13 protein-coding genes are annotated in these 16797 nt (G+C 50.8%); 11 read left to right on the forward strand and 2 right to left on the reverse strand.

The window, feature by feature from the left end:
* Window positions 1-248 precede the first annotated feature (248 nt).
* The 8 genes from C8N40_RS06960 (at window position 249) to rplT (ending at window position 10220) form a co-directional block, all read left to right on the forward strand.
* Window positions 249-2111, forward strand: a complete 1863-nt coding sequence (locus C8N40_RS06960) for a DNA topoisomerase IV subunit B (protein ID WP_092105573.1) — start codon at window positions 249-251, stop codon at window positions 2109-2111.
* On the forward strand, window positions 2104-4854 hold the full coding sequence (locus tag C8N40_RS06965) for a DNA gyrase/topoisomerase IV subunit A (protein WP_108211071.1): 2751 nt from the start codon (window positions 2104-2106) through the stop codon (window positions 4852-4854). The genes C8N40_RS06960 and C8N40_RS06965 overlap by 8 nt, the downstream gene beginning before the upstream one ends.
* A gap of 65 nt (window positions 4855-4919) precedes the next feature.
* Window positions 4920-5717, forward strand: coding sequence for a tetratricopeptide repeat protein (locus tag C8N40_RS06970; protein ID WP_108211072.1), 798 nt, complete (start codon window positions 4920-4922; stop codon window positions 5715-5717).
* A 188-nt stretch (window positions 5718-5905) separates the two neighbouring features.
* Window positions 5906-6967 carry a tetratricopeptide repeat protein gene (locus C8N40_RS06975; protein WP_245905050.1) on the forward strand — a complete coding sequence of 354 codons (1062 nt, stop codon included), beginning with the start codon at window positions 5906-5908 and terminating at the stop codon, window positions 6965-6967.
* A 6-nt stretch (window positions 6968-6973) separates the two neighbouring features.
* Entirely contained in the window at window positions 6974-8911 is a 1938-nt protein-coding gene (gene thrS, locus C8N40_RS06980) for a threonine--tRNA ligase (RefSeq protein WP_108211074.1), read from the forward strand.
* Between the two features lie 120 nt (window positions 8912-9031).
* Window positions 9032-9553 carry a translation initiation factor IF-3 gene (infC, locus tag C8N40_RS06985; protein ID WP_092105584.1) on the forward strand — a complete coding sequence of 174 codons (522 nt, stop codon included), beginning with the start codon at window positions 9032-9034 and terminating at the stop codon, window positions 9551-9553.
* Between the two features lie 23 nt (window positions 9554-9576).
* Window positions 9577-9771: a 50S ribosomal protein L35 gene (rpmI, locus tag C8N40_RS06990; protein WP_025605954.1), complete on the forward strand. Its 195-nt coding sequence runs from the start codon at window positions 9577-9579 to the stop codon at window positions 9769-9771.
* 104 nt (window positions 9772-9875) lie between these two features.
* A complete protein-coding gene (gene rplT, locus C8N40_RS06995; RefSeq protein ID WP_108211075.1) occupies window positions 9876-10220 on the forward strand; it encodes a 50S ribosomal protein L20 in 345 nt (114 codons plus the stop codon).
* A 1058-nt stretch (window positions 10221-11278) separates the two neighbouring features.
* Here the strand turns inward: rplT and accC are convergent.
* Window positions 11279-12775 (reverse strand): acetyl-CoA carboxylase biotin carboxylase subunit, encoded by a 1497-nt coding sequence (accC, locus tag C8N40_RS07000; protein ID WP_108211076.1) that lies wholly within the window; start codon window positions 12773-12775, stop codon window positions 11279-11281.
* Window positions 12776-12985: 210 nt separating this feature from the next.
* On the opposite strand from accC, the gene C8N40_RS07005 reads away from it, so the two are divergent.
* Together C8N40_RS07005 and C8N40_RS07010 are read left to right on the forward strand one after the other, a co-directional pair.
* Entirely contained in the window at window positions 12986-14224 is a 1239-nt protein-coding gene (locus C8N40_RS07005) for an aminotransferase class I/II-fold pyridoxal phosphate-dependent enzyme (protein WP_092105590.1), read from the forward strand.
* Between the two features lie 105 nt (window positions 14225-14329).
* Window positions 14330-14521 (forward strand): histone H1, encoded by a 192-nt coding sequence (locus C8N40_RS07010; protein WP_092105592.1) that lies wholly within the window; start codon window positions 14330-14332, stop codon window positions 14519-14521.
* Between the two features lie 78 nt (window positions 14522-14599).
* Here C8N40_RS07010 and tyrS read toward each other — a convergent pair whose 3' ends face one another.
* Window positions 14600-15901 carry a tyrosine--tRNA ligase gene (gene tyrS / locus C8N40_RS07015; RefSeq protein ID WP_108211077.1) on the reverse strand — a complete coding sequence of 434 codons (1302 nt, stop codon included), beginning with the start codon at window positions 15899-15901 and terminating at the stop codon, window positions 14600-14602.
* Between the two features lie 177 nt (window positions 15902-16078).
* Here tyrS and C8N40_RS07020 point away from each other — a divergent pair, with 177 nt between their 5' ends.
* Window positions 16079-16651 (forward strand): hypothetical protein, encoded by a 573-nt coding sequence (locus tag C8N40_RS07020; RefSeq protein WP_108211078.1) that lies wholly within the window; start codon window positions 16079-16081, stop codon window positions 16649-16651.
* The last annotated feature ends 146 nt before the right edge of the window (window positions 16652-16797 follow it).

A 16797-nucleotide genomic window follows, 5' to 3' on the forward strand; every position in this document is an offset into this window, starting at 1 on the left:
CATTGCTAAAAAAATTGGCTATTACCAAGTATAAATTTATCTAATTTAGCTGAACTACACCTTGTTTTTTGCTGTTGAGATAAAGTGTGAGGCTTTTTGAGGACTTAGTATTAGCTAAGGTAATTAGCATCGCTCGGAAAAACTCCTTAATTTAGCGTGGGGTAGGAACTTATCAGTTGCGGCATGTCTTCTATATTTTCCTATCTTTCGCATCGATTTTACCAACCAACTACACTTACGCTTTCAGAATGGCAGAGTTAGAGCACAATTACGACGAAGACAGCATACGCTCCCTTGAACCCCGTGAGCACATCCGGCTGCGCCCTGGTATGTACATCGGCAAACTCGGCGACGGCTCCTCGGCAGACGACGGTATTTACATTTTGGTGAAGGAGGTTATCGACAACTCCATCGACGAGCACGTGATGGGATTCGGCAAGACCATTGAGGTGAAAATCTCCGACCACAAGGTGCAGGTACGCGACTACGGCCGTGGCATTCCGCTGGGCAAGGTGATCGACTGCGTGAGCAAGATCAATACCGGCGGTAAGTACGACAGCAAGGCCTTCCAGAAGTCAGTTGGTCTGAACGGTGTGGGTACCAAGGCGGTGAACGCCCTCTCCAGCTACTTCCGCATCCAGTCGGTGCGCGACGGTAAGATGAAGGCAGCGGAGTTTGAGCGCGGTGTGCTGGTAGAGGACCTGGAAGTGCAGGAGACCACGCAGCGCAACGGCACGCTCACCACATTTACCCCGGACGACACTATTTTCAAGAACTTCCAGTTCAACCCTGACTACCTGGAGAACCAGATCTGGAACTATGTATACCTGAACGCGGGGTTAACCATCAACTTCAACGGCAAGAAATTCTACTCCGAGAACGGTTTGCTGGACCTGCTCCGCAACAAGGCCGATGAGGAGAGCATGCGCTACCCGATCATCCACCTGAAAGGAGAGGACATCGAACTGGCCATGACCCACGGCAACGAGTATGGCGAGGAGTACTACTCTTTTGTGAACGGCCAGTACACCACCATGGGCGGTACGCACCTGGCGGCTTTCCGAGAGGCGGTGGTGCGCACGGTGCGCGATTTCTACAAGAAAGACTATGATGCGACCGATATCCGCGGTTCCATCATCGGGGCCATCTCGATACGGGTGCAGGAGCCGGTGTTTGAGTCGCAGACCAAGACAAAGCTGGGCTCTATCGAAATGGGGCCTGACGGACCTGCCGTGCGTGCTTATATCAATGATTTTGTAAAGGAGCACCTCGACAACTACCTGCACAAAAACCCTGAGACAGCCGAGGCGCTGCGCAAGCGCATCGAGCAGAGCGAGCGCGAGCGCAAGGACATGGCCGGCGTGAAAAAACTTGCTAACCAGCGCGCCAAAAAAGCCAACCTGCACAACCGCAAACTACGCGACTGCCGCCTGCACTTCAACGAGGACAAGCATGAGAATGCCGCTGTTTCCACCCTGTTCATCACGGAGGGTGACTCGGCCAGCGGTTCCATCACCAAGTCGCGCAATGTGGATACGGAGGCCGTTTTCAGTTTGCGTGGTAAGCCGCTCAACTGCTTTGGCCTGAAAAAGAAAGTGGTGTATGAAAATGAGGAGTTTAACCTGCTGCAGCACGCCCTGAATATAGAGGAAGGGCTGGAAGGCCTGCGCTACAACCGCGTTGTCATAGCGACTGACGCCGACGTGGACGGCATGCACATCCGCCTGCTGATGCTGACCTTCTTTCTGCAGTTCTTCCCGGACCTGGTACGGAATGGCCACGTGTACATTCTGGAAACGCCGCTTTTCCGGGTGCGCAACAAGAAGGAGACCATCTATTGCTATAACGAAACCGAGAAGCAGGAAGCGATACAGAAACTGGGCAGAAACCCTGAAATTACCCGCTTCAAAGGCCTGGGTGAGATTTCCCCTGACGAGTTTGGCAAGTTTATTGGCGAGAATATCAAGCTCAAGCCGGTCATCCTGCAAAAGGACACCACCATACAGAAGATGCTGAGCTACTACATGGGCAAGAACACGCCCGACCGTCAGCAGTTCATCATCGATAACCTGAAGATAGAAAAAGATATAGTAGAGGAAGTTTATGCATAACGACGAGTTGAACAACGAAGAGCTGAACGAAAACGAAGCACTGGAGGTAGAGTTTACAGACGGAGGGGACGAGATTATCCATAACGTAACCCCTGTGTCCGGCCTCTATGAAAACTGGTTCCTCGACTATGCTTCTTATGTAATTCTGGAGCGTGCGGTGCCAGCCATTGAGGACGGCCTCAAGCCGGTACAGCGCCGCATCCTGCATGCCATGCGCGAGATGGACGACGGCCGCTTTAACAAAGTAGCCAATGTTATCGGGCAGACCATGCAGTACCACCCGCACGGCGATGCCTCTATCGGCGACGCCATCGTGAACCTGGGCCAGAAAGACCTGCTGATAGAGACGCAGGGTAACTGGGGCGATGTGCGCACGGGCGACAGCGCGGCGGCGGCACGATACATTGAGGCGCGCCTCTCCAAGTTTGCGCTGGATGTGGTGTTTAACCCGCAGACGACGCAGTGGCAGCTGAGCTACGACGGCCGTAAAAATGAGCCGGTAACTTTGCCGGTGAAGTTCCCGCTGCTGCTGGCGCAGGGTGTGGAAGGTATTGCCGTAGGTTTGTCCACGAAGATAATGCCGCACAACTTCAAGGAGCTCATTAAAGGCTCTATTGATGTGCTGAAGGGGCGCAGCACCACGCTGTTGCCAGACTTCCCGACCGGCGGGCAGGTGGACGTGACCAACTACAACGGCGGCCAGCGCGGCGGAAGAATCCGTGTGCGCGCCACCATCGAGAAGGTTGACAAGACGATGCTCATCATCCGCGACGTGCCGTATGGCACTACGACCACCGGGCTGATGGAGTCGATCGTGAAGGCAAGCGAGAACAACAAGATCAAGATAAAGAAGGTGGTGGACAACACCGCCGCCGAGGTGGAGATACAGGTGCACCTGCCAACAGGGGTTTCGCCGGACCTGACGATGGATGCCCTCTACGCCTTTACCGACTGTGAGGTGTCTATCTCTCCGAATGCCTGCGTGATCATCGATGATAAACCGCACTTCCTGGATGTAAACGAGCTGCTGCGCATTTCTACCTTTAAAACAGTAGACCTGCTGAAGCGTGAGCTGGAGATACGCAAAGGGGAGCTGGAGGACAAGTGGCACTACTCTTCGCTGGAGAAGATTTTCATTGAGAACCGCATTTACCGCGACATTGAGGAGTGCGAGACCTGGGAGGCAGTGCTGAATGCCATTGATACCGGACTCGATCCGTTTAAGCACCTGTTGCGACGCGAGGTATCGGAAGAGGACATTATCCGCCTGACCGAGATCAAGATCAAGCGTATCTCCAAGTATGACTCCTTCAAAGCAGATGAGTACATCAGGAAGCTGGAGGAGGAGATGGCTGAGGTGGATGATAACCTGGCGAACCTGATCCGCTACGCTATTTCATACTTTGAAGGGCTGCTGAAAAAGTATGGCCAGGGCAAAGATCGCCGTACGCAGGTAAAAACCTTCGATGTGATCAATGCCCAGAACGTGGCCATTGCCAACCAGAAGCTGTACATGAACGCCAAGGACGGCTTTATCGGAACAGGCCTGCGCAAGGACGAGTTCGTGTGCGACTGCTCCGACATGGATGACATCATCGTGTTCCGCAAGGATGGTAAGTTTACGGTGACCAGGGTGGCTGAGAAAACCTTCGTGGGCAAGGACATTATATTTGCCGGGGTGTACAACAAGAACGACGAGCACATGGTGTATAATATGATTTACCTCGATGGTAAGTCGGGCGTGTCTTATGCCAAGCGTTTCTCCGTGAAGTCTGTAACACGCGACAAAGAGTATGACCTCACCAAAGGTAACAAGGGCTCTAAAGTACATTACCTCACTGCCAACCCTAACTCAGAGTCGGAGGTGGTAACCGTTACCTTGTCTCCGAGCGCCACAGCCCGCAACAAGGTGTTCGACTTTGACTTTGCGGAGCTGATGATTAAAGGCAAGGGCTCGAACGGCAATATCGTGACGAAGTACCCGGTGAAGAAGGTGGTGCAGAAGAGCCTGGGCGAATCTACCCTGGGTGGACGCGAGATATACTACGATGAGGTAATCGGGCGTTTAAACACCGAAGGGCGCGGACGCTACCTGGGCTCATTCAATACCGACGATTCTATACTTGCTGTATATGAAGATGGCACGTATGAGCTGACCTCCTTTGACCTGGCCAACCACTACACGGTGGAGAAGCTGAAGGTGCTGCAGAAGTTTGATCCGGAGCTGGTTATTTCAACCATTTATTACGAGGGCGAGAACAAAATCTATTACGTGAAGCGTTTCAAGATTGAGACCACCACGATAGGTAAGCGCTTTGCCTTTATTCCGGAGACGAAAAATACCAGGCTGGAGGCTGTGTCCACGCATCCGCAGCCACTGGCTACGATTAAGTTCAAGCGATCCATCCGTGGCGAGCGCGAAACCGAGAAGCTGCTGCTGAACGAGTTTATTGATGTGAAGGGCTGGAAAGCGCTTGGCAATAAGCTCAACTACTACAAGATTTTTGAGGTAGAGGTGCCCAAGATGCAGGAGGTAGAGCAGCCGGACGAGGATAAGCCAAAAGCCAAAAAGGCAGCCAGAAAGGAGCCGGTAACGTTGCCGGCTGAGCTTAAAGAACTGGCGGCAGAAGCTGCGAAGGTGAGCGGTGCTCAACCTCTGGAATCTGAAACCGTAGAAATCGATATAGAGGCCAACGAAGCGAAAAAGGCACTGAAGGAGAAAAAGCAGCTGGATCTTTTCTAGATTTTCTCTCCCAGGCCTTGCTTAAGTCGCTCGTGCTTGGTAGTTTACAGGAGAGAAATTGCTTTATGAAGATTGTTTTAAAGGCTGTTATACTTTGTTGCGCACTGGGAGTCGCCTGTTCTGAGCCCGTTTGGGCTGAGGGAGGTGCATCCGGCAACAACGAGCTTTTGAAGAAGGCGGAGCAGCTTTTAAGCGATTATAAAGAGTCCGAGGCACTGCAGATTTACGAGCAGGTGTTGGCAGAGTCTCCCGACAATGTGGAGGTTCTGTGCAAGGCCAGTGTGTTGCATAGCCGCATCGGCGAGCGGTTTCTGGACGAGACGCATAAGCAGGAGCACTTTCTGAAGGCAAAGCAGTATGCCCTAAAGGCTTACGAACTTCAGCCGGAGGACGCTGAGCCGAACTACGCGATGGCTTTGGCCATAGGATCGAAGGCTATGGCTTCAGGCCCGAAGGAGCGCCTGCAAAACTTTCATCAGATGAAGTCGTTCGTGGATGCCGCGCTGGCTGACAACAGCCAGCATGCCGGATCCTGGCATTTGCTGGGCCGCTGGTACTTCAAAATGGCGAACCTTAACTTTGCCGAGAAAACCGCTTCGAAGGTGTTTTTCGGAGGCGTGTGCGGCGAGGCGACGAATGAATTAGCGGCTGATGCCATCGAGAAGGCGATTACGTACGACCCGGACAACATAGCGTATTACTATGATCTGGCCAATATTTACAAAGAGATGAAAAACACAACTTCCTGCATCAACACCTTGCAACGCGCCCTTACGCTCACCCTCGCCACGAAGGAGGAGCTGGAGCTTAGCAGGCGGTGCAGTATGTTGTTACAGGAGCAGCAGCAAAAGCAGAAGCTGTAAAGTATAAAGACACACAAAAAGCCTGCACCTATCCGGTAGCAGGCTTTTTGTTTTACGGCAACACCTTTGCTTCCTGCGTTAGTTGTGTTTCTATTTAGGTAAAATGTCTTAATTTAGCGCAGGCAAAGTATAAGGGCGCTTTTGCCAGATTTAACGTTAGCCGGTAATAGATGCGGATTTGGAGTTTGGTGCTAGTAGTGCTGTCGGTTGGCCTGGCCTCCTGTGCTACAGAAGAAGGTAGCCGGGAGCGGATGGTGGATCTGCAGCAGGTAAAGGACGACCCGGAAGCGCAGCTTCAAAACCTGAACATAGCCATAGAGAACTCCAGGCGCGACGGAAGCTTGTATGCCCGCCGCGCGGTGGTGTTGTTGCAGAAAGGGGAGCTGGAGAAAGCGCTTGAGGATGCGGAAGAGGCCGTAAGGCTAACTAAAAACGAGCCGGCCAGCCTGTTTGTGAAAGCGCAGGTGCTGCGTGCCATGGGCAAACCGCAAGAGGCCCTGCCGCTGGCTTTAACGGCGGAACGCAACTCGTACCAAAGCGCCTCCCTGTATGTGCTGCTCAGTGAGTTATACTTGCAGCGCAAAGAGTATGATAAGGCTATGGAGTATATCCTGAAGGCCCAGGAACTCTCGCCTGTGGATGAGTTCGTCTTTTATTACAAAGGCCGTGTGCAGGAAGCGTCCGGAGACTCTGCCGAAGCGGTGCGCAACTACAAACTTGCCCTGGAGCAGGCGCCGGGCTTTATGCAGCCGCAGCGGGAATTGGCAGCGATCCTGATTGACAAAGGAGCGTATGCTGAGGCCAAGCCGTACTTGATGCACGCACTCTCCTCGGCTCCTGGCGATGCCAAGCTCTGGTATAACCGCGGGCTAGTTTACCAGCAGGAGCAGCGACAGGACAGTGCCGTGCTTGCTTACAACAAGGCCGTAAGTATAAACGATACCTTATCGGCGGCCCATTACCGACTGGGTGTTCACCAACTGGCCCAGGGGTATGATTTTGAGGCGATGGAGCACCTGGAGAAGGTGTACAAAGTATACCGCAACAACCCGGAGTACCTGGTAAAACTGGCTACTGCCTTTGAGCGCAACGGCCTGTACACCAAGGCTCTTTCGATGTACCAGCGGCTGCTGCGGGTAGACCCCAAGGCAACGTATGCCAACCGGTCCATCGCCAGATTAAAGTATAGAATTGCAAGACCAATGCCTGATAGTGCAGCTGTACGCCTACAGGAACAGATAGAAAGATAAACCACTATGATCAACATCACACTGCCGGATGGTTCGGTGCGCCAGTTTGAAAGCGGCGTAACCAGCCTTGAGATCGCACAGAGCATTAGCGAAGGCTTGGCTCGTAACGTGCTTGCTGCCAAAGTAAACGGAGCTGTCTGGGATGCCACGCGCCCCATCAGCGAGGATGCGACGGTGCAGCTGCTCACCTGGAACGATGACGAAGGCAAAAACACCTTCTGGCACTCCTCTGCCCACTTGCTGGCCGAGGCTTTGGAGGACATGTACCCGGACGTTAAATTCGGTATCGGTCCTCCGGTAGAGAATGGCTTTTATTATGACGTGGACCTGGGCGAGCACCACCTGTCGCCGGAGGATATTACCAGGCTGGAGCAGAAGATGCTGGAACTGGCCCGTCAGAAAAATGAGTACAAGCGCAGCGAAGTATCCAAGGCGGACGCAATTGAATATTTCACTAAGAAGGGCGACGAGTATAAGCTGGATCTGATAAAGGACCTGGAGGACGGAAGCATCACCTTTTATGAGCAGGGCAACTTCGTTGACCTTTGCCGTGGACCGCACATCCCGAATACCGGTTTTATTAAAGCGGCCAAGGTGATGAACATTGCCGGCGCGTACTGGCGCGGGGATGAGAAGAACAAGCAGCTGACCCGCATCTACGGCGTAACTTTCCCGAAGCAGAAGGAGCTGACCGAGTACCTGGAGCGATTGGAAGAGGCCAAAAAGCGTGACCACCGCAAGCTGGGCAAGGAACTGGAGCTGTTCGCCTTCTCCGAGAAGGTGGGCATGGGCTTGCCACTGTGGTTGCCGAAAGGCACGTTGCTGCGCGAGCGCCTGGAGCAGTTCATGCGCAAGGCGCAGGTAAAAGCCGGTTATCAGCCGGTAGTTACCCCGCACATCGGCAGCAAAGAACTCTATGTGACGTCCGGGCACTACGAGAAGTATGGCGCCGACTCGTTCCAGCCCATCAAGACGCCCAACGAGAACGAGGAGTTCCTGCTGAAGCCGATGAACTGCCCGCACCACTGCGAGATCTATAAAACACGTCCGCGCTCTTACAAAGAACTGCCGGTGCGTCTGGCGGAGTTTGGTACCGTATACCGTTATGAACAAAGCGGCGAGTTGCACGGTTTAACCCGTGTAAGAGGCTTTACGCAGGACGATGCCCACATCTTCTGCCGCCCGGACCAGGTGAAGGAGGAGTTTATCAAGGTAATTGACCTGGTGCTTTACGTGTTCAAGGCCCTCGGCTTCGATGACTATACGGCTCAGATTTCGCTGCGCGATCCGGAGAACAAAGCAAAGTACATCGGTACCGACGAAGTATGGGAGAAGGCCGAAAGCGCCATCATAGAGGCCGCTGCCGAGAAAGGGCTGCGCACTGTAACCGAACTGGGGGAGGCTGCGTTCTACGGACCTAAACTCGACTTTATGGTGAAGGATGCCCTTGGCCGTAAGTGGCAGCTGGGAACTATTCAGGTGGATTATAACTTACCAGAAAGGTTCCAGCTGGAGTACATCGGTGCTGATAACCAGAAACATCGCCCGGTAATGATCCACCGTGCACCATTTGGTTCGCTGGAGCGCTTCGTGGCCGTGCTGATAGAGCACTGTGGGGGTAATTTCCCGCTGTGGCTGAGCCCGGAGCAGATTGCCATACTTCCAATTTCGGAGAAGTACCACGAGTATGCCCAGCAGGTGTACGACCAGCTGCAGCAGGACGACATCAGAGGTTACGTGGACAACCGCGACGAGAAGATTGGCCGCAAAATTCGCGATGCCGAGGTGCGCAAGGTGCCGTACATGCTGATAGTAGGGGAGAAGGAGCAGGAGAACGGCGCCGTCTCTGTCAGAAGGCACGGCGAAGGCGATTTGGGCTCCATGTCAGTGGAGGAGTTCGGCACGCTGTTTCAGCGTAAAATCGCTGAAATGCTGAACAATTAAGAAAAGTATTTTCATTTTGATAGATAATTTGCGATATTCGCAACCTAATTGTAGAATTTAAATTAAGGAGGTACAACTATAGCTACTACGCAGAACAGGCGCAACATCCCACGCGGGAAGGTGGAGGAGCCATACAAAGTCAATGAAAGAATAACTGCCAGAGAAATAAGACTGGTGGGCGACAATGTTGAGCAAGGAGTATACTCGGTGAGAGATGCTCAAAGAATGGCCAATGAGCAGAATCTTGACCTGGTTGAGATTTCGCCGACCGCCAACCCACCCGTATGCCGCATCATCGATTATTCTAAGTTCAAGTACGAACAGAAGAAGAAAACGAGGGAGATGAAGGCCAAGCAGCAGAAGGTGGTGATCAAGGAGATCCGTTTTGGTCCGAACACCGATGAGCACGACTTCGAGTTCAAGCTCAAGCATGCGAAAGGCTTCCTGGAGAGTGGCTATAAAATCAAGTCCTACGTGCACTTTGTGGGTAGAACCATCGTGTTTAAGGAGCGTGGTGAGATTCTGCTTCTGAAGTTTGCGCAGGCCCTGGAGGATTTAGCGAAAGTTGAGCAGTTGCCGAAACTGGAAGGGAAGCGTATGTTCCTGATTCTGGCACCGAAGAATGCTCCTGCGAAAAAGTAATTTTTTCAATTAATTATACACTCATGCCAAAAGTAAAAACCAAATCTGGTGCAAAGAAGCGTTTTTCTTTGACAGGTACTGGCAAAATTAAGCGTAAGCACGCTTACAAGAGCCACATCCTGACGAAGAAGACGACGAAGCAGAAGCGTAATTTGACGCACATCGGCCTTGTTAGCAAAGCCGACGAAGCAAACGTTAAATTCATGCTGAAAATCTAATTCTGCGACAGAATTAGGAAACGGTTAATTATTAGTACGAACCCGGTATCTGGTCCTAAGAAAGATTTAAGTATAAATCACCAGCCGCCAAAACTTTAAACAAAATGCCAAGATCGGTAAACGTCGTAGCAGCACGACACAGAAGAAAAAAAATAATGAAAATGGCCAAAGGTTACTTTGGCCGTCGCAAGAACGTTTGGACAGTTGCGAAAAACGCGGTAGAAAAAGGTTTGCTGTATGCTTACCGCGATAGAAAAGCGAAGAAGAGAGACTTCAGAGCGCTTTGGATCCAGCGTATCAACGCCGGTGCCCGTGAGCATGGCTTGTCTTACTCTACGCTGATGGGAGGCCTGAAGAAGGCTAACATCGACCTGAACCGCAAAGTACTTGCTGACCTGGCGATGAACCATCCGGAGGCTTTCAAAGCTATCGTTGACAAAGTAAAGTAATTTACTTTCAGATATATTACAGAAGGGCTTAGCTGCATGCTAAGCCCTTTTTGTTTTTATACTTTGCTGGATGGGGCTATGGTGAAAGTATAGAGATAGTATGCACAGGCCCAAGTATAGCACCTGTACGATTTGAATAAGCAAGTATAATTTGGCCTTATTTTTTCTTTATGCGGTGGCGCAAGTAGATGCTTGTAGCTTTTCCCTTGCTTTCCGGTAGGTCGTTTGTATAGCTGTTAATACCTGTTCCTGCAAGTATAAGCACCAGGCATTTATAGCAGTGGCGAGCTTCTGCATGCCAGGTCAAACCACCCCTGCCCCTCCTTATCCAAGGAGGGGAGTTCTTTAGTTACTGCTGCTGAAGTATAAATTCCATAAGCAGCAGCTCTTGTGCGGACATAGCGCGACCTGTCCCTACATTGTATAAACCCACCCCCTCCCAAGAGGGGAATTGTCCGCTGGTGATTATCATCCCCCAACCTCCTTCGAAGGAGGACTTGACTGAAGCTCCGTGGCCAGTAGCTATCGAGCTTGTTCCCAGTTTTTCCGGTGCCCGGAGGGCATTGCGACGTAGGAGCAAAGGAAGCGAAAGCAGCGCGATACCCGAAGGCGAGGCCTCCCGGCCTGAGAGGGCACCAAAGTATAGATGGAACTATAGGTATGTTAGTCTAGAGGATAAGCGGCAGCTAGTAAGGATAGCTTGGTTCAAATAGAAGGAAGCAGGGGCTAGGGAAGTGTAAATTAGCAGTATAGAAGAATGGCTGACAAGTATAATAGTACAGCCAAAGTATAAAGTATGACTTATGACTTTTCTAGCCAGTCAAGTTGCAAACTTGACATCATGGTAAGACACAAGTCTGAAGACTTGCGCCAGAAAGAGCAAGTACAAAAGTATGGCTTACGCGGATTTGGAAATCCGGACCAGCAATGGTTCCGGACAAGAATGTCCGGTACAGCTCAAGTCCGAAGCAGCTATTGAAAGTATAAATCCCCTGGCGCATAGGACAACCTCTATTCCAGGGGATTTATACTTTATACTTATACTTTGCGGGTTATACTTACCTTGTCCTGTTTCTTCTCCAGTTTGACGTGTGGGTTTCTGAAGTTGCTGTAGCAGGGGAAGCAGGCTTTTGCCTTTGCAGCAACACGGCGGCCAGGGCTGCGGCTATTTCATCGACACCTTCGTCTGGTTTTCTCTCCAATACATCCGGGTTGAAGTAACGCTCAATGAATTTCGTGTCGAAGTTGCCGCTCACAAATGCCTCGTGCTGCAGGACATAGGTGCCGAAGGGAAGTGTTGTTTCAATTCCAGTAATCTGATACTCCTCGATGGCACGCAGCATCTTGGCAATGGCTTCCTGGCGGTCCTTCCCGAAGGTAACAAGCTTGGCAATCATCGGGTCATAATAGATCGGTATCTCCATACCCTGCTCAAAACCATCATCCACCCGCACACCCAGGCCTTGTGGCCTTCTATAGGTTTCCAGCCTGCCGATATCGGGCAGGAAATTATTGGCCGGATCCTCGGCGTACACCCGTAGCTCGAGCGAGTGCCCGTTTATTTGCAGATCTTCCTGACGAAAGCTTAACGGGTTGCCTTCCGCAATCATGATTTGCTCCTTCACCAGGTCCAGCCCGGTTATCTGCTCGGTTACCGGGTGCTCTACCTGCAGGCGGGTGTTCATCTCCAGGAAGTAGAAGTTCATGTTCTCATCCAGCAAAAACTCCACGGTACCGGCGCCAACATAATCACAGGCCTTTGCCACATTTACGGCACTGCGGCCCATTTCCTCGCGCAAGGCAGGAGTGAGGATAGCTGAAGGTGCTTCTTCAATAACTTTCTGGTGGCGGCGCTGGATAGAGCACTCCCGCTCGAACAAATGCACGATGTTGCCGTGCGTATCGCCCAGCACCTGAATTTCGATGTGACGCGGGGAGCCAATATACTTCTCTATAAATACAGAACCGTCTCCGAAGGCAGAAGTGGCCTCACTAACAGCCAGCTGCATCTGCTCCTCAAACACCTCAGCGCTATCCACCACGCGCATGCCCTTGCCACCGCCGCCTGCGCTCGCCTTGATCAGGATGGGAAAGCCAACCTGGCGGGCAATTTCCTTGGCCTCCTCTACATCCGTGATGGCGTGCTCCGTGCCGGGCACCATGGGGATGTTATACTTTGCCACAGCTGCCTTGGCCGCCAGCTTGCTGCCCATCAACTCAATCGCCTCCGGAGTAGGGCCGATGAAAGTGATGCCGGCTTCCTGCACCGCCTTGGCAAAAGCCGCATTCTCTGATAAGAAACCATAACCCGGATGAACAGCGTCAACACCAAGGTCTTTGCAAACCTGAATGATAACGTCGCCGCGCAGGTAAGATTCGCTGGATTTGGGACCTCCCACGCATACAGCCTCATCGGCAAAGCGCACGTGCAGGGCATTGCGGTCGGCCTCGCTGTAGACGGCTACGGTTTTAATTCCCATCTCTTTGGCCGTACGCATCACGCGCAGCGCTATTTCACCCCGGTTGGCAACCAGTATCTTGTTGATTTTTCTCATGCAGACGTTATGGTTTATTCTACTTCAAAGAAACAGCTTTGAAGTCAAAGTTAAAAATGGCGAATTAAAATTGACGGTGGTAGTATAGGGTAATAATTGTATATGAGCCGAATAAAGCATAACTTTGCGCTGCGTTATACTTCATTAATTAATGTAAGGAGTAATAGCATTTGGTACAGAATTTATCCCAATAACCTAATTATTACACAAGTGGATTTATTTGAAAAGTTGTTGACCAACCGAGGTCCGTTAGGCAGCCACTCACATTACGCACATGGCTATTTTACATTCCCTAAACTGGAGGGCGAGATTGCCCCGAGGATGAAGTTCAGGGGGAAAGATGTGCTGACGTGGAGCCTGAACAACTACCTAGGTTTGGCTAACCACCCTGAGGTGCGCAAGGCTGATGCCGAGGCAGCTGCAGAGTGGGGCATGGCGACACCTATGGGTGCCCGTATTATGTCTGGCAATACAAACCTGCACGAGCAGTTGGAGGCGGAGCTTGCTGACTTTGTGAAGAAGGAGGATGCGATGCTGCTGAACTTCGGCTACCAGGGTGTGCTGTCTATCATCGACGCGCTGGTTGACCGCCACGACGTGATTGTATACGACGCTGAATCCCACGCTTGTATAATCGACGGGGTGCGCCTGCACCAGGGCAAACGCTTTGTGTATTCACACAACGACATGGAGAGCCTGGAGAAGCAACTGGTACGTGCCACGAAGTGGGCCGAGAATACCGGCGGTGCTATCCTGGTGATCACGGAGGGTGTGTTCGGCATGTCCGGCAACCTGGGCAAGCTGGCTGAAGTTGTGGCGCTGAAGGAGAAATTCAACTTCCGCCTGTTTGTAGACGATGCACACGGTTTCGGTACCATGGGTGCCACCGGTGCCGGTACAGGAGAGCACCTGGGCGTGCAGGATGGTATCGACGTATACTTCTCTACCTTCGCCAAGTCCATGGCCAGCATCGGCGCCTTCGTGGCTTCTAACGAGCAGGTGATCGAGTACCTGCGCTATAACATGCGTTCTCAGATCTTCGCTAAGTCGTTGCCAATGCCGTTGGTAGTTGGTGCCATTAAGCGCCTGGAGCTGCTGCGCACCAAGCCTGAGCTGAAGGATAAACTGTGGGAGGTGGTACACGCCCTGCAGAGCGGCCTGCGTGAGAAAGGCTTCAACATCGGCACAACAGAGTCACCGGTAACGCCGGTGTTCCTGAACGGCCAGATTCCGGATGCGACACAATTGACGCTTGACCTGCGCGAGAACTACAGCATTTTCTGCTCTATCGTAGTATATCCGGTGGTGCCTAAAGATGTTATCATGCTTCGCCTTATCCCGACTGCCGCGCACACGCTGGCCGATGTGGAGGAGACGATTGCTGCATTTGAGAAAATTGCACAAAAGCTAGATAAGGGACTTTACTCTACGCCTGCAGTTACGGCCTAAGAGCTCCCAGAGGCTTATATTAAAATTCCCTAATCTTTGCTTGTTTGTAACAAATGTGTATATTAGAGCTATAAAATTAAATGTTTCACTATAACAATTGCTCTAATGAACAACAACTTTAGCAAACTGAAGGACTTGGTAATGTCTCTGGAAGGTGACTTCGAAAAGTTCTACGATAAGGGAAATGCTGCCGCTGGTACTCGTGTACGTAAAGGTATGCAGGATCTGAAAAACATGGCTCAGGACATCCGTAAGGAAGTTCAGGACATTAAGAACAGCACAGCTGAGAAGAAATAAGCTTCCAACAGACTGGATAAAATAAAAAGGTGACCTGCAAAGGCCACCTTTTTATTTTATTATACTTCTGATTATCAGTTAGTTAACCGAAATCAGGTAGTAGTTCTTCTTACCCTTCTGCACCACCAGGTATTTGCCCTGCAGCAACTCGAAGTTAACACTGTCTTCGGCACTCTGAACCTTCTGGCGGTTTACACTTACGCCTCCGTTCTTAATCATGCGCTTTGCCTCACCTTTCGACTCGAAAACCTGTCCGCCTGTCACCTCCGAAAGCAGGTCGGTTACAGTGGCGGCATTGGCATAGTCAGCCTGGCTAACTTCTATCTGTGGCACCCCTTCGAAAACAGAGAGCAAAACATCCTCTTTTAGGCCCTTCAACGTCTCCAAATCGCCTTTTCCAAATAAAATTTCTGAAGCATCTACAGCGGCATTGTAGTCTTCTTCGGAATGAACGCGAATTGTAACATCCTTAGCAAGGGCTTTCTGCAGCAAGCGTAGGTGAGGGGCCTGTTTGTGCTCCTCTGTAATCTGTGCAATCTCTTCTTGTGGAATCAATGTATAAACCTTGATTAGCTTCTCAGCCTCCTCATCCGACAGGTTGAGCCAGAACTGGTAGAACTTGTAAGGAGTCGTCAGGTTCGGGTCGAGCCAAACGTTGCCGCCCTCCGACTTGCCGAATTTAGTGCCGTCAGACTTGGTAACCAGCTTGCCCACCATGGCATAAGCCTTACCGCCGTCCATACGACGGATCAGCTCGGTGCCTGTGGTGATGTTACCCCACTGGTCGGAGGCGCCCATCTGTATCTTTACTCCTTTGGTTTTGTAGAGATGGTAGAAGTCATAACCTTGGATGAGCTGGTACGCAAACTCAGTGTAGGAGAGGCCCTCCACACGGTCGCCTTCCTCGGCGGTAATGCGTTTCTTCACCGAGTCCTTGGCCATCATATAGTTCACGGTGATATGTTTGCCCACGTCGCGCAGGAAGCCCAGGAAACTGAATTCCTTAAACCAGTCGTAGTTGTTAACGATTTCGGCGGAGTTGGCGCCGCAGTCAAAGTCCAGAAACTTCTCCAGCTGCTTGCGGATGCCTTCCTGGTTTTCGCGCAGCGTCGTTTCGTCCAGCAGGTTACGCTCAGCTGATTTTCCCGATGGGTCGCCGATCATGCCGGTAGCGCCGCCAACAAGGGCAAGCGGCTTATGGCCGGCGCGCTGCAGGTGCACCAGCAGCATAATGGTGGCCAGGTTGCCGATGTGCAGCGACTTGGCCGTAGGGTCGAAGCCAATGTAGCCGGAGGTCATCTCGGAGGCCAGTTGTTCTTCGGTGCCCGGCATGAAATCATGGAGCATGCCTCTCCAGCGCAGTTCTTCAATAAGATTCATCTATACCTTCATTCGTCTGTTCCCGGCAAAGATAAAAAAGAGTTAGCAGATTGGGGTGGGGTAGAAGGAATGATTAAGTTTATACTATATTGTTTAGAGAATAGGACACCCTGTTTTGGGGGGTGATTATGATTTATATATAGTACAGATAAACGTATGTTCACGTTTATACATTAGTTGGAGGAAATTGAAATTACGCAAATAAACTTATTCGCAATTCTCACACTCCTGGTGCTGGTTAGTTGTGACAATGTAGATACAAAACGAAAAGAAGTAATTTCTGAAAAAGCTGAAGATAGAAATGCTCAGTTAAAACTAACAGGAGAATTAAATGTCTCGGAAATTAAGAACCTAATTATAAGTAGTGATAGCATTCATCTACTAATTGGAGAAACAAGACCACATAAAACACCACTACATATCAAAGAAAGGTTGACTAAAAAGGATGATATTAAGCGTTTAGCCGCTTTCATACCTAATGATACAACGACAACATTAATTATTTATCCAACGGACACAGCGAAAGGAGAGCTTCCACCGCCTCCGCCGCCACGTTTTGGTAGACCGATTGGAGCTATTAAAATATATAATGGAGCAACTGTTACAAAATACATTGACTTTGATATAGATTCAGTAAACACCTTTATTTACATGAAAGATGGCAGAAGGCAAATGGCTTTTACTAAAGAAGGCCATACATACCTGAGAAGAATGTATAATGAATACAAATCCCTCCAACAAGACCTATAAATTAGCTACGCCACTTTATAGGCAAGTCCGTTAGGCTAAGCATTTTAAGTTATAAGCTCATCAAACCTGAAAGCAAATACTAAAAAACCGATGGGAGCGCATAAGGTATGCTTAAATGGCGGAAAGTCGTAGGAGATAAAATACTA

Origin of the sequence: Pontibacter mucosus (assembly GCF_003054055.1) — a bacterium.
In the GTDB taxonomy this organism is placed as follows: Bacteria; Bacteroidota; Bacteroidia; order Cytophagales; family Hymenobacteraceae; genus Pontibacter; species Pontibacter mucosus.